The organism is Stutzerimonas tarimensis, from assembly GCF_042648805.1.
In the GTDB taxonomy this organism is placed as follows: domain Bacteria; phylum Pseudomonadota; class Gammaproteobacteria; order Pseudomonadales; family Pseudomonadaceae; genus Azomonas; species Azomonas tarimensis.
This window is the reverse complement of sequence record NZ_JBHRXZ010000022.1, coordinates 649,540-666,093: the sequence shown is the minus strand read 5'-3', so window position 1 is coordinate 666,093 and position 16,554 is coordinate 649,540. Positions and strand designations below refer to the sequence as shown.

Annotated in this window: 10 protein-coding genes; 5 read left to right on the top strand and 5 right to left on the bottom strand. The window is 66.0% G+C overall.

From position 1 onward, the window contains the following. Positions 1–75: 75 nt before the first annotated feature. The 5 genes from ACFOMF_RS12230 to gbcB all read right to left on the bottom strand — a co-directional run bounded on the left by ACFOMF_RS12230 (position 76) and on the right by gbcB (position 8,212). Positions 76–3,111, bottom strand: a complete 3,036-nt coding sequence (locus tag ACFOMF_RS12230) for a sarcosine oxidase subunit alpha (protein WP_386365178.1) — start codon at positions 3,109–3,111, stop codon at positions 76–78. After that, positions 3,108–3,434 (bottom strand): sarcosine oxidase subunit delta, encoded by a 327-nt coding sequence (locus tag ACFOMF_RS12225; RefSeq protein ID WP_386365177.1) that lies wholly within the window; start codon positions 3,432–3,434, stop codon positions 3,108–3,110. The genes ACFOMF_RS12230 and ACFOMF_RS12225 overlap by 4 nt, the downstream gene beginning before the upstream one ends. A 112-nt stretch (positions 3,435–3,546) precedes the next feature. After that, positions 3,547–4,797, bottom strand: a complete 1,251-nt coding sequence (locus ACFOMF_RS12220) for a sarcosine oxidase subunit beta family protein (RefSeq protein ID WP_386365175.1) — start codon at positions 4,795–4,797, stop codon at positions 3,547–3,549. 155 nt (positions 4,798–4,952) lie between these two features. Further along, on the bottom strand, positions 4,953–6,206 hold the full coding sequence (gene glyA, locus ACFOMF_RS12215) for a serine hydroxymethyltransferase (protein WP_386365173.1): 1,254 nt from the start codon (positions 6,204–6,206) through the stop codon (positions 4,953–4,955). Between the two features lie 899 nt (positions 6,207–7,105). Beyond that, positions 7,106–8,212 (bottom strand): glycine-betaine demethylase subunit GbcB, encoded by a 1,107-nt coding sequence (gene gbcB / locus ACFOMF_RS12210; protein ID WP_386365171.1) that lies wholly within the window; start codon positions 8,210–8,212, stop codon positions 7,106–7,108. A gap of 342 nt (positions 8,213–8,554) precedes the next feature. Between gbcB and gbcA the strand changes: the two genes are divergently transcribed. The 5 genes from gbcA to dgcB all read left to right on the top strand — a co-directional run bounded on the left by gbcA (position 8,555) and on the right by dgcB (position 16,534). Then, a complete protein-coding gene (gbcA, locus tag ACFOMF_RS12205; protein ID WP_386365169.1) occupies positions 8,555–9,841 on the top strand; it encodes a glycine-betaine demethylase subunit GbcA in 1,287 nt (428 codons plus the stop codon). A 732-nt stretch (positions 9,842–10,573) separates the two neighbouring features. Next, the gene (locus tag ACFOMF_RS12200) at positions 10,574–11,551 is read left to right on the top strand and encodes a dipeptidase (RefSeq protein WP_386365167.1); all 978 of its coding nucleotides are present in this window, start codon (positions 10,574–10,576) and stop codon (positions 11,549–11,551) included. A 209-nt stretch (positions 11,552–11,760) separates the two neighbouring features. After that, positions 11,761–12,291 (top strand): DUF5943 domain-containing protein, encoded by a 531-nt coding sequence (locus ACFOMF_RS12195; protein WP_386365165.1) that lies wholly within the window; start codon positions 11,761–11,763, stop codon positions 12,289–12,291. Between the two features lie 142 nt (positions 12,292–12,433). Further along, positions 12,434–14,494 carry a dimethylglycine demethylation protein DgcA gene (gene dgcA / locus ACFOMF_RS12190; protein WP_386365164.1) on the top strand — a complete coding sequence of 687 codons (2,061 nt, stop codon included), beginning with the start codon at positions 12,434–12,436 and terminating at the stop codon, positions 14,492–14,494. Positions 14,495–14,581: 87 nt separating this feature from the next. Next, positions 14,582–16,534, top strand: coding sequence for a dimethylglycine demethylation protein DgcB (gene dgcB / locus ACFOMF_RS12185; protein ID WP_386365162.1), 1,953 nt, complete (start codon positions 14,582–14,584; stop codon positions 16,532–16,534). Positions 16,535–16,554 lie beyond the last annotated feature (20 nt).

Sequence of the window (16,554 nt, the reverse complement as noted above, 5' to 3'; positions counted from 1 at the left end):
GGCGCCAGACGAACAGGCGGTGCGATGCCTTTATCGTCGGGCTTCACGCCTCCCGCGCCGTTATCGGCTGTTCGGTTAAGCGACGTTCTGCCGCTCGTTCTTCGGATCGAGGAAGACCGAGGAGCAGATCTCGCACTCGACCACCCGCCCGTCACGCAACATGGCGTAGACGCTTTCACCCATGCGCTTGAGGCCACCCTTGACCACCGCCAGGGCGAAGGAATAGCCCATCGCCGCGCTGTAGTAGCTGGAGGTGACATGGCCGACCATGGCCATGGGAATCTGCTGCTGCGGGTCGAACACCAGCTGGGCGCCTTCGGGCAGCACCACCTTGGCGTCGCGCGGCTTGAGGCCGACCAGTTGCTTGCGGTCTTCGCGCAGGGTGTCCTGGCGGTTCATGCCGCGCCAGCCGATCCAGGAGAACGGCTTGTTGCGGCCGACGCACCAGCCCATGTTGAGGTCGTCCGGGGTCACCGAGGCGTCGGTGTCCTGGCCGACGATGATGAAGCCCTTCTCCGCCCGCAGCACGTGCATGGTCTCGGTGCCGTAGGGCGTCAGGCCGTATTTCTTGCCGGCCGCGATCAGCTTTTCCCAGACGCCCATGGCGTAGTCGGCCTGCACGTTGACCTCAAAGGAGAGCTCACCGGTGAAGGAAATGCGGAACACCCGCGCCGGCACGCCGCCCACCTGGCCCTCCTTCCAGGTCATGAAGGGAAAGGCTTCGCGGCCCAGGTCGATGTCGGTGAGCTCGGCCAGGAGCTTGCGGCTGTTGGGACCGGAGAGGGTCATGGTCGCCCAGTGGTCGGTGACCGAGGTGAAGAACACCTTCAGTTCCGGCCATTCGGTCTGGTGGTACAGCTCCAGCCATTCGAGCACGCGCGCGGCGCCGCCAGTGGTGGTGGTCATGAGGAAGTGGTTGTCGGCGAGGCAGGCGGTGACGCCATCGTCGAAGACCATGCCGTCTTCCTTGCACATCAGGCCGTAGCGGGCCTTGCCCACGTCCAGCTTGGTCCAGGCGTTGGTATAGACGCGGTTGAGGAATTCCCGCGCGTCCGGGCCCTGGATGTCGATCTTGCCCAGGGTCGAGGCATCGAGAATGCCGACGCTGTTGCGCACGGCCAGGCACTCGCGGGCCACCGCGGCGTGCAGGTCCTCACCCGGCTTGGGGAAGTACCAGGGGCGTTTCCACTGGCCGACGTCCTCGAACTCGGCGCCGTTTTCCAGGTGCCAGCGCTGCATGGCGGTGTAGCGCTTGGGCTCGAACAGCTCGCCGCAGTGACGGCCGGCGACGGCGCCAAAGGTCACCGGGGTGTAGTTGGGGCGGAACATGGTGGTGCCCATTTCCCGGATGCCGATGCCCAGCGAACGGGCGGCGATGGCCAGGCCGTTGATGTTGCCCAGCTTGCCCTGGTCGGTGCCGAAGCCCAGCGCGGTGTAGCGCTTGACGTGCTCGACCGACTCGAAGCCCTCGCGCACGGCCAGCTCGATGCCGGCGGCGGTGACGTCGTTCTGCAGGTCGACGAACTGCTTGGGCGCCCGCGCGGTGGGCTTGGGGTGTGGCACCTGGAACAGCGCCAGCGAGGCTTCCTCGCGGCGCGCCGGCGCGCTCGGCAGGGTGGCGCTGACCGGGCCGAACCCGGCCTCCCCCGCCGCCTTGACACCGGCCTCGAAGCCGTCGGCAAGCACGTCGTTCAGGCTGAACACGCCATTGACCGCGCCGGCGCAGACGCGCTGCTGAAAGCCCTCGCCAGGCACGAAACCGAGGATGTCCTCGCGCCATACCGGGCGTCCGCCCAGGTGCGAGGCCAGGTGCACCACCGGGCTGTAGCCGCCGGAGCTGGCGATCAGGTCGCAGTCGATGACTTCGCCATTGCCGCTGGCGGTGAACGCCCGGGCATCAATCGGGCAGACCAGGGCCCCGGTGACGCGCTTGCTGCCGCGCGATTCGACCACCGCGCTGCCATCGATGATACGCACGCCACGGGCGCGGACTTCCTCTACCCAGTCGCCCTTGGGGTTGCGCCGGGCATCGGCGACCGCGACCAGGGTGAGGCCGGCATCGAGCCAGTCGAGCGCCACCCGGTAGGCGTAGTCGTTGGTGGTGGACAGCACCAGGCGGCGGCCCGGGGCGACGCCGTAGCGGCGCACGTAGGTGGAGACCGCGCCGGCCAGCATGTTGCCGGGCACGTCGTTGTTGGCGTAGACCAGCGGCCGCTCGTGGGCGCCGGTGGCCAGCACCACGCGCTTGGCACGTACCCGGTGCACGCGATGGCGGGCGAGCTTCTGCCCCAGCGGGCCGGTCGGCGCGGATTCGCCGAGGTGGTCGGTCAGACGCTGGTGAATGGTGAGGAAGTTGTGGTCGTGGTAGCCGTTGACCGTGGCGCGCGGCAGCAGCGTCACCTCCGGCAGGCAGCGCAGTTCGTCGATGACCTTGGCGACCCAGTCGGCGGCGGGCTGGCCATCGAGGGTTTCGCGGCTGTCCAGCAGGCTGCCGCCGAATTCTTCCTGCTCATCGGCGAGGATCACCCGCGCACCGCTGCGTGCGGCAGCCAGCGCGGCGGCGAGGCCCGCAGGACCGGCGCCGACCACCAGCACGTCGCAGTGACGGTTGATGTGGTCGTAGATGTCCGGGTCGTTCTCGGTGGGCGAGCGGCCCAGGCCCGCGGCCTTGCGAATGTACTTTTCGTAGGTGAGCCAGAGGCTCTGCGGGTACATGAAGGTCTTGTAGTAGAAGCCGGGCGGCATCACCTTGCCGCCGACCTTGCCGAGGATGCCCATCATGTCGGTGTTGACGTTCGGCCAGCCGTTGGTGCTGGTGGCCACCAGCCCGGCGTAGAGCGGTTGCTGGGTGGCGCGGATGTTCGGCACCTGGGTCGCTTCGGTGGCACCGAGCTGCAGGATGGCATTGGGTTCCTCGGCGCCGGCGGCGACGATGCCGCGCGGGCGCGAGTACTTGAAGCTGCGGCCGACCACCTCGACGCCGTTGGCCAGCAGCGCGGCGGCCAGGGTGTCGCCGACGTAGCCCTGGTAGGTCTGGCCGTTGAAGGTGAAGTTGACGGGCTGGCCGCGGTTGATCCGCCCGCCCTGGGAAAGCCGATTGACCTGGCTCATGCCGTTTCTCCTTGCGCCACGACCTGGGGACGGGGCTGCGGCAGTTCTGTGATGCTGGGGCGCTCGCCGATGCGGTAGGTCTCGAGGATCTCGTAGGTCACCGTGTGGCGGGTGGCATTGAAATACTTGCGGCAGCCGGCGGCGTGCACCCACAGCTCGTGGTGCAGCCCACGCGGGTTGTCGCGGAAGAACAGGTAGTTGCCCCACTCCTCGTCGGAGCAGGCGGCCGGGTCCAGCGGGCGCGGGATGTGCGCCTGGCCCTTGGCATGGAATTCTTCTTCGGAGCGCAGCTCCCCGCAGTGGGGGCAGAAAATGTGCAGCATGGTTGGTGTCTCCTACGGGTATCGGCACTCGCCTGGGTGAATGACCGCTGTCATCCCCCGTCGCGGTGGCCGGGTGGATAAGGCGTCGCCGTCATCCACCCCAGGGTCTGGGTCAGTGCGCCACCGCCGCGGCGCCGTGTTCGTCGATCAATGCGCCTGTGTGGAAGCGTTCGATGGAGAACGGCTTGGCGATCGGGTGCATCTCGCCCTTGGCCAGGCTCGCGGCGAATACGTGGCCCGAACCCGGGGTCGCCTTGAAGCCGCCGGTGCCCCAGCCGCAGTTGAAGAACAGGTTCTTGACCGGAGTCTTGGCGATGATCGGACAGGCGTCCGGGGTGGTGTCGACGATGCCGCCCCACTGGCGGTTCATGCGCACCCGCGAGAGCACCGGGAACATTTCGACGATGGCCTGCAGGGTGTGTTCGATGGTGCCGTAGGAGCCGCGCTGGCCGTAGCCGTTGTAGCCATCGATGCCGGCGCCGATGACCAGGTCGCCCTTGTCCGACTGGCTGATGTAGCCGTGCACCGCGTTGGACATGATGACGCTGTCGATGATGGGTTTGATCGGTTCGGAAACCAGCGCCTGCAGCGGGTGCGATTCCAGCGGCAGGCGGAAGCCGGCGAGCCTGGCCATGTGCCCGGAATTGCCGGCGGTGACCACGCCGACCCGGCGCGCGCCGATGAAGCCGCGGGTGGTTTCCACGCCGATCACGGTGTCGCCCTGCTTGCGGAAGCCGATCACCTCGGTGTTCTGGATCAGGTCGACGCCCTGGGCATCGGCGGCGCGGGCGTAGCCCCAGGCCACCGCGTCATGGCGGGCGACGCCGCCGCGGCGCTGAATGGTCGCGCCCATCACCGGGTAGCGGGTGTGCTTGCCGCAGTCGAGGTAGGGAATCTCTTCGGCCACCTGCCCGGCGTCGAGCAGTTCGCCGTCCACGCCGTTCAACCAGTTGGCACTGACCCGACGCTCGGCGTCGCGCATGTCCTGCAGGGTGTGGCAGAGGTTGTAGACCCCCCGCGCCGAGTACATGACGTTGTAGTTGAGGTCCTGCGACAGGCTCTCCCACAGTTTCATGCCGTGCTCGTAGAGCGCCGCCGACTCGTCCCAGAGGTAGTTGGAGCGGACGATGGTGGTGTTGCGCGCGGTGTTGCCGCCACCCAGCCAGCCCTTTTCCACCACCGCGACGTTCTTCACGCCGAATTCGCGGGCCAGGTAGTAGGCCGTGGCCAGGCCGTGACCGCCGCCGCCGACGATGACCACGTCGTAGACCGGCTTGGGCACCGGATTGCGCCACATGCGCTGCCAGTTTTCATGGTGGCTCAAGGCGTGCTTGAACAGGCCGAAGCCGGAATAACGTTGCATGATGGCTCCTGAAATCGTGAGCGTCCTACCGCGCGGCGGTACGGCGCGAAACCCTGTAGGAGCGAACCCGCCTTCGAGGCCTTTCAGGCCTGTTCGCGAGCAAGCTCGCTCCTACGAAAACCTTGCTGGCCGGGCTCCAGCCCGGCGAAACCCGCTCAGCGATAAACCGGGTAATCGGCACACAGCCCGGCGACCCGCTTGGCCACCTCGGCTTCCACGTCGGCATCGCCGAGGTGATCGAGCACGTCGCAGATCCAGCCGGCCAGCTCCTTGCACTGGGCCTCGCCGAAGCCGCGGGTGGTCGCCGCCGGAGTGCCGATGCGCAGGCCGGAGGTCACGAACGGCGACTGCGGGTCGTTCGGCACGGCGTTCTTGTTCACCGTGATGCCGGTACGGCCAAGGGCGGCATCGGCGTCCTTGCCGGTGATGCCCTGCTTGATCAGGCTGACCAGGAACAGGTGGTTGTCGGTGCCACCGGAAACCACGTCGTAGCCGCGCTCGATGAACACCCCGGCCATGGCCTGGGCGTTGCGGATCACCTGTGCCTGGTATTCCTTGAAGGCCGGCTCCAGGGCTTCCTTGAAGCACACCGCCTTGGCCGCGATCACGTGCATCAGCGGGCCACCCTGGGCACCGGGGAAAACCGCCGCGTTGAGCTTCTTCTCGATCTCCGGGTTGGCCTTGGCCAGGATCAGGCCGCCGCGCGGACCGCGCAGGGTCTTGTGGGTGGTGGTGGTGACCACGTCAGCGAAGGGGATCGGGTTGGGATACAAACCGGCGGCGACCAGCCCGGCGACGTGGGCCATGTCGACGAACAGCAGCGCGCCGACCTTGTCGGCAATGGCGCGAAAGCGCGCGAAATCCAGCGTCTTGGAATAGGCCGAGAAGCCGGCGACGATCATCTTCGGCTGGCACTCCACCGCCAGGCGCTCGACTTCGTCGTAGTCGATCAGCCCGGTGGCGTTGTCGATGCCGTACTGCACGGCGTTGTACAGCTTGCCGGAAGAGCTGACCTTGGCGCCGTGGGTCAGGTGACCGCCGTGGGCCAGGCTCATGCCCAGCAGGGTGTCGCCCGGCTGCAGCAATGCCAGGTAGACGGCGCTGTTGGCGGAGGAGCCGGAGTGCGGCTGGACGTTGGCGTAGTCGGCACCGAACAGCTGCTTGGCGCGCTCGATGGCCAGCGCCTCGACCTTGTCGACGTGCTCGCAGCCGCCATAGTAGCGCTTGCCCGGATAGCCTTCGGCGTACTTGTTGGTCAGCCCGGTGCCCTGGGCCTGCATCACCCGCTGGCTGGTGTAGTTTTCCGACGCGATCAGCTCGATGTGATGTTCCTGGCGACGCTCCTCGGCATTGATTGCCGCCATCAGCTCGTCGTCGTAACCCTGGATCTGATCCTGCTTGCTGAACATGGTGGTTCTCCTGCGACGCCGAGGTCGCCTTGGGTTTCGAGGGAACCGGCGGACGCCACGCCCAGCCAGTGCCTGTTGCGGCCGATTGTGCGTATAGCTCGACAGGGTCATTTGCCTGTTTGCGACGTCCAGATGCTTGAAATGGCAGCGGGCAGAGAAGCGGAGACAAGGAGGGAGACCGGGCACAAAAGGCTGCACGGCGTAGGTCGGATTAGCGCAGCGTAATCCGACGCGCTCCGAGCTCGACCTGGCCCCGCATGTCAGGTTACGCCTGCGGCTAACCTGACCTACGAAAGCGCCGGGAGCACCATCTGCCGTAGGTCGGATTAGCGCAGCGTAATCCGACACGCCCCGAGCTCGACCCAGGCCCCCGCATGTCAGGTTACGCCTGCGGCTAACCTGACCTACGAAAGCGTCGGAGCACCATCTGCCGTAGGTCGGATTAGCGGCAGCGTAATCCGACACGCCCCGAGCTCGACCAGGCCCCGCCTGTCAGGTTACGCCTGCGGCTAACCTGACCTACGAAAGCGTCGGAGCACCATCTGCCGTAGGTCGGATTAGCGCAGCGTAATCCGACACGCCCCGAGCTCGACCCAGGCCCCGCCTGTCAGGTTACGCCTGCGGCTAACCTGACCTACGAAAGCGCCGGAGCACCATCTGCCGTAGGTCGGATTAGCCCAGCGTAATCCGACACGCCCCGGGCTCGACCCAGGCCCCGCATGTCAGGTTACGCCTGCGGCTAACCTGACCTACGAAAGCACCGGGCGGCACCCATCTGGACGTAGGTCGGATTAGCGCAGCGTAATCCGACACGCCCCGAGCTCGACCCAGGCCCCGCATGTCAGGTTACGCCTGCGGCTAACCTGACCTACGAAAGCGCGCTGGGGAAGGTTCTGCCTTCAATACTCGACCGCCACATCCCCCTGCGGCACGCTGCAGCAGGCCAGGATGTAACCCTCGGCCTCGTCTTCCTCGGTGATCCCGCCGTTGTGCTCCATGACCACCTCGCCGGAGACCTTGAGCACCTTGCAAGTGCCGCAGATGCCCATCCCGCAGGCCTTGGGAATGTGCAGGCCGAGCTGCACGGCGGCGCTGTGCACGGTTTCGCCGGGGGCGATGCGGATGCTTTTACCGGTGTCGGTGAAGGACACCTGCAATTGGTCGGCGGCGGCCACCGGTTCGGCGTCGGCGGCCTCGGCGGCCAGTTCCTTGACGTCGGCGCAGACCTCGGCGGGCACTGGACCGAAGGCCTCCTCGTGGTAGCGCGCCATGTCGTAACCCTTGCCTTCGAGCAGCCGGCGCACTGCCGCCATGTAGGGCGTCGGGCCGCAGCAGAAGACCTCCCGTTCCAGATAATCCGGCGCGATCAGCTCCAGCATGCGCTGGTCCAGGTAGCCGCGGTACCCGGCCCAGCTTTCGCCGTGGCCGTAGCTTTCGCAGATCAGGTGCAGGCTGAAGTTGTCGACCCGCGCGGCCATATGCTCCAGCTCGCGGTGGTAGATCAGGTCCTTGGGCGCGCGAGCGCTGTGGACGAAGCTCATGTCCACATTGGCGTTGGTGTCGAACAGCCAGCGTGCCATGGACATCACTGGGGTGATGCCGACGCCGCCGGAGAGGAACAGCACCTTATCCGCCGGAAAGTCGATGACGTTGAACAACCCCACCGGGCCGTGTACCGGCAACTGGTCGCCGACGTTGAGGTTGTCGTGCAGCCAGTTGGACACCCTGCCGCCCGGCGCGCGCTTGACGGTGATGGAGAAGCTGTAGGGCACCGAGGGCGAACTGGAGATGGTGTAGGAGCGCATCACTGGCTCGTTGTTGATTTCCAGCTCCAGGGTGACGAACTGCCCGGGCTTGAAGAAGAACATCAGCGGCTGGTCGGCCATGAAACAGAAGGTGCGCACGTCCCAGGTTTCCTGAATCACCTTGACGCAGCGGACGAGGTGACGACCGTTGGCCCAGGTCTGGGTGGTCACCGGATTGAGGAAGGCGTTGGCACTGGTCATGGCGTACTCCGGACGTAGATCGACCTCTGGTGCGGCCGATTGTGGGCAAGCAACGTCCTCCTCACTTTCCTGTTCGCGACATCCGCGTGCTTATCGCGACCTGCCCGTCGCCACAGGCGCAGCGGCGTCGGAAACGGACGCGACCATGTCGTTCATGAACAAGGTTGTCGCCGCTGGAATACCCACACTCGCCGCCAGCTGGATACGGAAATCTTGACGGGCGCCCGAGCGCCCCAGCGGCCGCCGAGCGGCGGCTTCCCGGAACCTGTCCCGCCCCTTGCGTAGCCACTGACGACCATATTTTTCGCGCCGGCCACGCGCCGCCGCCATGAGGAGTTAATGATGGACTGCACCACCACGCTGAGCCTGGGTGACCCGCTGGATTCGGCCCGCAAGGCCACCGCCGAGATGCTGCGCGAACGCGACTCGAGCTTTTCGCTGCCCCAGCCGTTCTATAACGACGAGCGCCTGTTCAAGATCGACATGCAGACCATCTTCGAGAAGGAGTGGCTGATCGCCGGGATGACCTGCGAGATCCCGGCCAAGGGCAACTTCATCTCCGTGCAGATCGGCGACAACCCGGTGATCGTGGTGCGCGGCGCCGAGGGCAAGGTGCATGCCTTCCACAACGTCTGCCGCCATCGTGGCTCGCGCCTGTGCGTATCCGACAAGGGCAAGGTGGCCAAGCTGGTCTGCCCCTACCACCAGTGGACCTACGAGCTCGACGGCCGCCTGCTGTTCGCCGGCACCGAGATGGGCGACGACTTCAACATGGCCGACTACAGCCTCAAGCCGGTCAACGTGAAGACCGCTGGCGGCTACATCTTCATCTCCCTGTCCGACAACCCACCGGCCATCGACGAGTTCCTGGCGACCCTGTCGCACTACATGGAACCCTACGACATGGAGAACACCAAGGTGGCGGTGCAGACCACCCTGATGGAAAAGGCCAACTGGAAGCTGGTGATCGAGAACAACCGCGAGTGCTACCACTGCGCCGGGTCCCACCCCGAGCTGCTGAACACCCTGCTGGAGTGGGATGACGTCACCGACCCGCGCGCCACCCAGGCGTTCAAGGACCAGGTCGCCGAGTGCACCACCCGCTGGGAGCAGAACGACATTCCCTATGCCCACGCCAGCTTCGGCCTGCGCAACCGCATTGTGCGCATGCCGCTGCTCAAGGGCACCGTGTCGATGACCATGGACGGCAACCAGGGCAGCAAGAAACTGATGGGCCGGATCACCGACCCGGACCTGGGCTCGATGCGCATCCTGCACCTGCCGCACTCCTGGAACCACTGCATGGGCGATCACCTGATCGTGTTCACCGTGTGGCCGATCAGCGCCCAGGAGACGATGGTTACCACCAAGTGGCTGGTGCACAAGGACGCCGTCGAGGGCGTCGACTACGACCCGGTCAACCTGCGCAAGGTCTGGGACGCCACCAACGACCAGGACCGCATCCTCGCCGAAGAAAGCCAGCGCGGCATCAACTCCAAGGCCTACCAGCCCGGCCCGTACTCCAAGACCTACGAGTTCGGCGTGATCAACTTCCTCGACTGGTACAGCGAACGCATGCTGCACAACCTCGGCGAAGCCCCGGCCCTGCGCCAGGTCAGCGGCAGCTGATCCAGCCCCGGCGTGCCAACGCCCTCGCGCGGCGCTCTGTAGGTCAGGTTAGCCAGAGGCGTAACCTGACGTGCGGGGCACCGCCGCGCAGGTTGCACCCCGGAGTCAATGTCGGATTACGCTGCGCTAATCCGACCTACGACCCCGCCATCGCCATCGCCTTGTAGGAGCGAGCTTGCTCGCGAATGGGGCCCTCCCCCAGCATGCCTCGTGCGCTGAGGCCGGGGCTTGGAAAATGTCGGATTACGCTGCGCTAATCCGACCTACGGCCAACCCAACCTCCACCGTCGCCGCCGCCCTCGTAGGAGCGAGCTTGCTCGCGAATGGGTCCCCTCCCCCAGCATGCCTCGTGCGCTGAGGCCGAGGCTTGGAAAATGTCGGATTACGCTGCGCTAATCCGACCTACGACCCCGCCATCGCCATCGCCTCGTAGCTCTGTAGGTCAGGTTAGCCAGAGGCGTAACCTGACGTGCGGGGCGCCGCCGCGCCGGTTGCGCCCCGGAGTCAATGTCGGATTACGCTGCGCTAATCCGACCTACGACCTACAGCTTGCAAGCCGCTTCGGTGGGGGTGGGCCACGGCCAATCGCGCGCGGGGCCTGTCGCGCTCCCCGCTGACGCTTTCGGCAATCCCCCGGTCGCTTTTGCAGCAGGTCGCCCCGCCCCCCACGGATAAGCTCCCCCTCAAGGCCCGACACCCTGTTCGGGCAGTCAACTTCGAGAGGGAAGCCCCGTGACCCCAGCCGAACTTCATGCCGACAGCATCGTCATCGACGGCCTGATCATCGCCAAGTGGAACCGCGAACTGTTCGAGGACATGCGCAAGGGCGGCCTGACGGCGGCCAACTGCACCGTGTCGGTGTGGGAAGGCTTCCAGGCCACGGTGAACAACATCGTCGCCAGCAACAGGCTGATCGCCGAGAACAGCGACCTGGTGATCCCGGTGCGCAGCACCGCCGACATCCGCAAGGCCAAGGAACAGGGCAAGACCGGCATCCTCTACGGCTTCCAGAATGCCCACGCCTTCGAGGACCAGCTGGGCTACGTCGAGGTGTTCAAGCAGCTCGGCGTGGGCATCGTGCAGCTGTGCTACAACACCCAGAACCTGGTCGGCACCGGTTGCTACGAGCGCGACGGCGGGCTCTCCGGGTTCGGCCATGAAGTGGTCGCGGAGATGAACCGCGTCGGCATCATGTGCGACCTTTCCCATGTGGGCAGCAAGACCAGCGAGGAAGTCATCCTCGCGTCGAAGAAGCCGGTCTGCTACTCGCACTGCCTGCCGTCCGGCCTCAAGGAGCATCCACGCAACAAGTCCGACGAGGAACTGAAGTTCATCGCCGATCATGGCGGTTTCGTCGGCGTGACCATGTTCGCGCCCTTCCTCGCCAAGGGCATCGACTCGACGGTGGACGACTATGCCGAGGCCATCGAGTACGTGATGAACCTCGTTGGCGAAGACGCCATCGGCATCGGCACCGATTTCACCCAGGGCCACGGCAAGGACTTCTTCGAGTGGCTGACCCACGACAAGGGCTACGCCCGCCGCCTGACCAGCTTCGGCAAGATCGTCAATCCGCTGGGCATCCGCACCGTGGGCGAATTTCCCAACCTCACCGAGACCCTGCTCAAGCGCGGCATGCCCGAACGCACCGTGCGCAAGGTGATGGGTGAGAACTGGGTGCGCGTGCTGGGCGAGGTGTGGGGCGAGTGAGCCTCGCTGGGCCCCATTGTCGGGTTACGCCTTCGGCTAACCCGACCTACAAAAGCCCCGCCCCCGGAACACCCCGAACCCGCAGGCCGGACCAGCGCAGCGTAATCCGACAGCAACACCCCGAACCCGTAGGTCGGATTAGCGCAGCGTAATCCGACAGAGCCGCCCCCCGGGGCGGCCCCGACAACCCTGATCCGAGGCCAACCACCATGACCACCCACGCCCCTGAATTGCCCATCCTGGTCGACGACGAAACCGGCGTCTGGACCACCGACGCGTTGCCGATGCTCTATGTGCCTCGCCATTTCTTCGTCAACAACCACATGGCCATCGAAGAAGAGATCGGCGCCGAGCGCTATGCCGAGATCCTCTACAAGGCCGGCTACAAGTCCGCCTGGCACTGGTGCGAGAAGGAAGCCGAGTGCCACGGCCTGGTCGGCGTCGAGGTCTTCGAGCACTACATGAAGCGCCTGTCGCAGCGCGGCTGGGGCCTGTTCGAAACCCAGAAGCTCGACCTCGAGACCGGACACGCCGAGGTCAAGCTCAAGCACTCGGCCTTCGTTTACGTCTACGGCAAGGTCAATCGCAAGGTGGACTACATGTTCACCGGCTGGTTCTCCGGCGCCATCGACCAGATCCTCGCCGCCAAGGGCAGCCCGATCCGCACCGTCACCGAGCAGGCGTACAGCGGCGCCGAAGACGGTCACGACGATGGCCTGTTCGTCACCCGGCCCGCTTGACCGGACGCGGACACCTTGGGGTGGATGACGGCGCAGCCTCACCCACCGCAACGAACAGCAGGTCCCGGTGGACGGCCTCGGCCATCCACCCACACGAACACCGCGCACCTGAGCGCGCAGTAGCCGAATCGAGGAGAAGGTCATGGCCTTCGAAGCAATGTTCCAGCCGATCCAGATCGGCAAGCTGACCATCCGCAACCGCGTACTTTCCACCGCGCACGCCGAGGTCTACGCCACCGATGGCGGCATGACCACCGAGCGCTACGTGAAGTACTACGAGGAAAAGGCCAAGGGCGGTATCGGCCTGGCCATCTGCGGCGGCTCCTCGGTGGTGGCCATCGACAGCCCGCAGCAGTGGTGGAGTTCGGTGAACCTGGCCACCGACCGCATCATCCCGCACTTCCAGAACTTGGCCGACGCCATGCACAAGCACGGCGCCAAGATCATGATCCAGATTACCCATATGGGCCGCCGCTCGAGATGGGATGGGTTCAACTGGCCGACCCTGATGTCGCCGTCGGGCATCCGCGAGCCGGTACACCGTGCTACCTGCAAGACCATCGAGGTCGAGGAGATCTGGCGGGTGATAGGCAACTACGCCCAGGCCGCGCGCCGGGCGAAGGAAGGCGGGCTGGACGGCATCGAACTGTCCGCCGTGCACCAGCATATGATCGACCAGTTCTGGTCGCCGCGGGTGAACAAGCGCACCGATGAGTGGGGTGGCAGCTTCGAAGGCCGCATGAAGTTCGGCCTGGAAGTGCTCAAGGCGGTGCGCAAGGAAGTCGGCGATGACTTCTGCGTGGGCATGCGCATCTGCGGCGACGAGTTCCACCCGGACGGCCTGTCCCACGAGGACATGAAAGAGATCGCGGCCTACTACGATGCCACCGGCATGATCGACTTCATCGGCGTCGTCGGCTCGGGCTGCGACACGCACAACACCCTGGCCAACGTCATCCCCAACATGAGCTTCCCGCCGGAGCCCTTCCTGCACCTGGCCGCCGGCATCAAGGAAGTGGTCAAGGTGCCGGTGCTGCACGCGCAGAACATCAAGGACCCGAACCAGGCCACCCGCATCCTCGAAGGCGGCTATGTGGACATGGTCGGCATGACCCGCGCGCACATCGCCGACCCGCACCTGATCGCCAAGATCAAGATGGGCCAGGTCGACCAGATCAAGCAGTGCGTCGGCGCCAACTATTGCATCGACCGCCAGTACCAGGGCCTGGACGTGCTGTGCATCCAGAACGCCGCCACCAGCCGCGAGTACATGGGCCTGCCCCACATCATCGAGAAGACCACCGGACCCAGGCGCAAGGTGGTGATCGTCGGCGGTGGCCCGGCCGGCATGGAAGCGGCGCGGGTCTCGGCCGAGCGCGGCCACCAGGTCACCCTGTTCGAGAAGCAGGAGCAGCTGGGCGGACAGATCACCCTCGCCTCCAAGGCGCCGCAACGCGACCAGATCGCCGGCATCACCCGCTGGTACCAGCTGGAACTGGCGCGACTGAACGTCGACCTGCGCCTGGGCACTGCGGCCGATCCGGCGACCATCATGGACCTGCGCCCCGACGTGGTGGTGCTGGCCAATGGTGGTAATCCCTTCATCGACCAGGTGGAGCACTGGGGCGCCCACGAAGGCCTGGTGGTGAGCAGCTGGGACATCCTCAGCGGCAAGGTCGCCCCCGGCAAGAACGTGCTGGTGTACGACACCATCTGCGAATTCACCGGCATGTCGGTGGCGGATTTCCTCGCCGACAAGGGCTGCCAGGTAGAGATCGTCACCGACGACATCAAGCCCGGCGTGGCCATCGGCGGTACCTCCTTTCCCACCTACTACCGCAGCATGTACCCCAGGGAAGTGATCATGACCGGCGACCTGATGCTGGAAAAGGTCTACCGCGAGGGCGACAAGCTGGTGGCGGTGCTGGAGAACGAATACACCAACGCCAAGGAAGAGCGGGTGGTCGACCAGGTCGTCGTCGAGAACGGCGTGCGCCCGGACGAGGGCCTCTACTACGCCCTCAAGCAGGATTCGCGCAACAAGGGCCAGATCGACGTCGAAGCCCTCTTCGCCATCCAGCCGCAGCCGTGCCTGTCCGAGCCGGGTGACGGCTACCTGCTGTTCCGCATCGGCGACTGCGTGGCCCAGCGCAACACCCACGCGGCGATCTATGACGCGCTGCGGTTGTGCAAGGACTTCTGACGAACCCCTAGGGTGGATGGCCGAAGCCATCCACCGGGTGTCGCTCTGGTGGATGGCTTCGGCCATCCACCCTACGAGGGTAAGCGAATGTTGAACACCATCCTCCCTATCCTGCTCTTCGCCGCCCTCGCCCTTGCGGTCATCGGCGCGGTGAAGCGCTTTCTCATGTGGCGTCGCGGCCGCCCGTCGAAGGTGAACTGGATCGGTGGCCTGATGTCTATGCCCCGCCGCTACCTGGTCGACCTGCACCATGTGGTCGAGCGCGACCGGTACATGTCCAGAACCCATGCGGCCACCGCCGGTGGTTTCGTGCTGTCGGCGCTGTTGGCGATTGCCGTGCATGGCTTTGGCCTGCAGAGCCGGATTCTCGGCTGGGCGCTGCTGGCGGCCACCGCGCTGATGTTCGTCGGTGCGATCTTTGTCGCCCGCCGTCGGCGCAACCCGCCGGCACGGCTGTCGAAGGGGCCCTGGATGCGCCTGCCGAAAAGCCTGCTGATGTTCTCGGCGAGCTTCTTTATCGCCACCCTGCCGGTGGCCGGCGTGCTGCCAGCCGGGTTCGGGAGCTGGCTGCTGGCGGCGATCCTGGCGGTTGGCGTGGCCTGGGGGGTGTCCGAGCTGTTCTTCGGCATGACCTGGGGCGGGCCGATGAAGCACGCCTTCGCCGGGGCCCTGCACCTGGCCTGGCACCGCCGCAGCGAGCGCTTCGGTGGTGGCCGTTCCACCGGCCTCAAGGCGCTCGACCTGGAGAATCGCAAGGCCCCGCTGGGGGTGGAAAAGCCCACCGATTTCACCTGGAACCAGCTGCTCGGCTTCGACGCCTGCGTGCAGTGTGGCAAGTGCGAGGCCATGTGCCCGGCCTTCGCCGCCGGCCAGCCGCTGAATCCGAAAAAGCTCATCCAGGACATGGTCATCGGCCTCGCCGGTGGCAATGACGCCCAGTTCGCCGGCAGTCCGTACCCCGGCAAGCCGCTCGGCGAGCACAGCGGCGGCCCGCATCAGCCCATCGTCTCGCTGCAAGGCAAGGCCCTGGTGGATGCCGAGACCCTCTGGTCATGCACCACCTGCCGTGCCTGCGTCGAGGAATGCCCGATGATGATCGAGCACGTCGACGCCATCGTCGACATGCGCCGCCACCTGACGCTGGAAAAGGGCGCCACTCCGGGCAAGGGCGCCGAGGTGCTGGAGAACCTGATCGCCACCGACAACCCCGGCGGCTTCGCCCCCGGCGGGCGGATGAACTGGGCGGCCGACCTGAACCTGCCGCTGATGAGCGAGCTCAGGCAGGCCGAAGTGCTGTTCTGGGTCGGCGACGGCGCCTTCGACATGCGCAACCAGCGCACCCTGCGCGCCTTCGTCAAGATCCTCAAGGCCGCGAATGTCGACTTCGCCGTGCTTGGCCTGGAAGAGCGCGACAGCGGCGACACCGCACGCCGCCTGGGCGACGAGGCGACCTTCCAGTCGCTGGCCCGGCGCAACATCGCCACCCTCGGCCAGTACCGCTTCAAGACCATAGTCACCTGCGACCCGCACAGCTTCCATGTGCTGAAGAACGAGTACGGCGAGCTCGGCGGACGCTATGAAGTGCTGCATCACAGCAGCTTCCTCGACACCCTGCTCAAGGCCGATCGCCTCAATCTGGGCGAGCACAAGGCCGGCAGCGTCACCTATCACGATCCCTGCTATCTGGGCCGCTACAACGGCGAGTACGAGGCGCCGCGCGCGGTGCTCAAGGCCATCGGCATCGAGGTCAAGGAGATGCAGCGCTCCGGCTTCCGCTCGCGCTGCTGCGGCGGTGGCGGCGGCGCGCCCATCGTCGATATTCCCGGCAAGCAGCGGATTCCGGATATGCGCATGGCCGACATCAAGGAAACCGGCGCTGACGTGGTCGCCGTGGGTTGCCCGCAGTGCACGGCGATGCTCGAAGGCGTGGTCGCCCCCCGACCAGAGATCAAGGACATCGCCGAGCTGGTGGCCGAGGTGCTGATCGACGCGCCGAGCGCAGCCCGCACCCCGGCGGTCCGCACCCTGGAGATCGCCTGATGCGCACCGCCGCCCGTCTC

Bases quoted from the DNA above. Each gene is read 5' to 3' on its own strand.
- ACFOMF_RS12220 (WP_386365175.1), bottom strand. From the start codon at position 4,797: ATGCAACGTTATTCCGGCTTCGGCCTGTTCAAGCACGCCTTGAGCCAC.
- dgcA (WP_386365164.1), top strand. From the start codon at position 12,434: ATGGCCTTCGAAGCAATGTTCCAGCCGATCCAGATCGGCAAGCTGACC.
- gbcB (WP_386365171.1), bottom strand. From the start codon at position 8,212: ATGACCAGTGCCAACGCCTTCCTCAATCCGGTGACCACCCAGACCTGG.
- dgcB (WP_386365162.1), top strand. From the start codon at position 14,582: ATGTTGAACACCATCCTCCCTATCCTGCTCTTCGCCGCCCTCGCCCTT.
- ACFOMF_RS12230 (WP_386365178.1), bottom strand. From the start codon at position 3,111: ATGAGCCAGGTCAATCGGCTTTCCCAGGGCGGGCGGATCAACCGCGGC.
- glyA (WP_386365173.1), bottom strand. From the start codon at position 6,206: ATGTTCAGCAAGCAGGATCAGATCCAGGGTTACGACGACGAGCTGATG.
- ACFOMF_RS12225 (WP_386365177.1), bottom strand. From the start codon at position 3,434: ATGCTGCACATTTTCTGCCCCCACTGCGGGGAGCTGCGCTCCGAAGAA.
- gbcA (WP_386365169.1), top strand. From the start codon at position 8,555: ATGGACTGCACCACCACGCTGAGCCTGGGTGACCCGCTGGATTCGGCC.
- ACFOMF_RS12195 (WP_386365165.1), top strand. From the start codon at position 11,761: ATGACCACCCACGCCCCTGAATTGCCCATCCTGGTCGACGACGAAACC.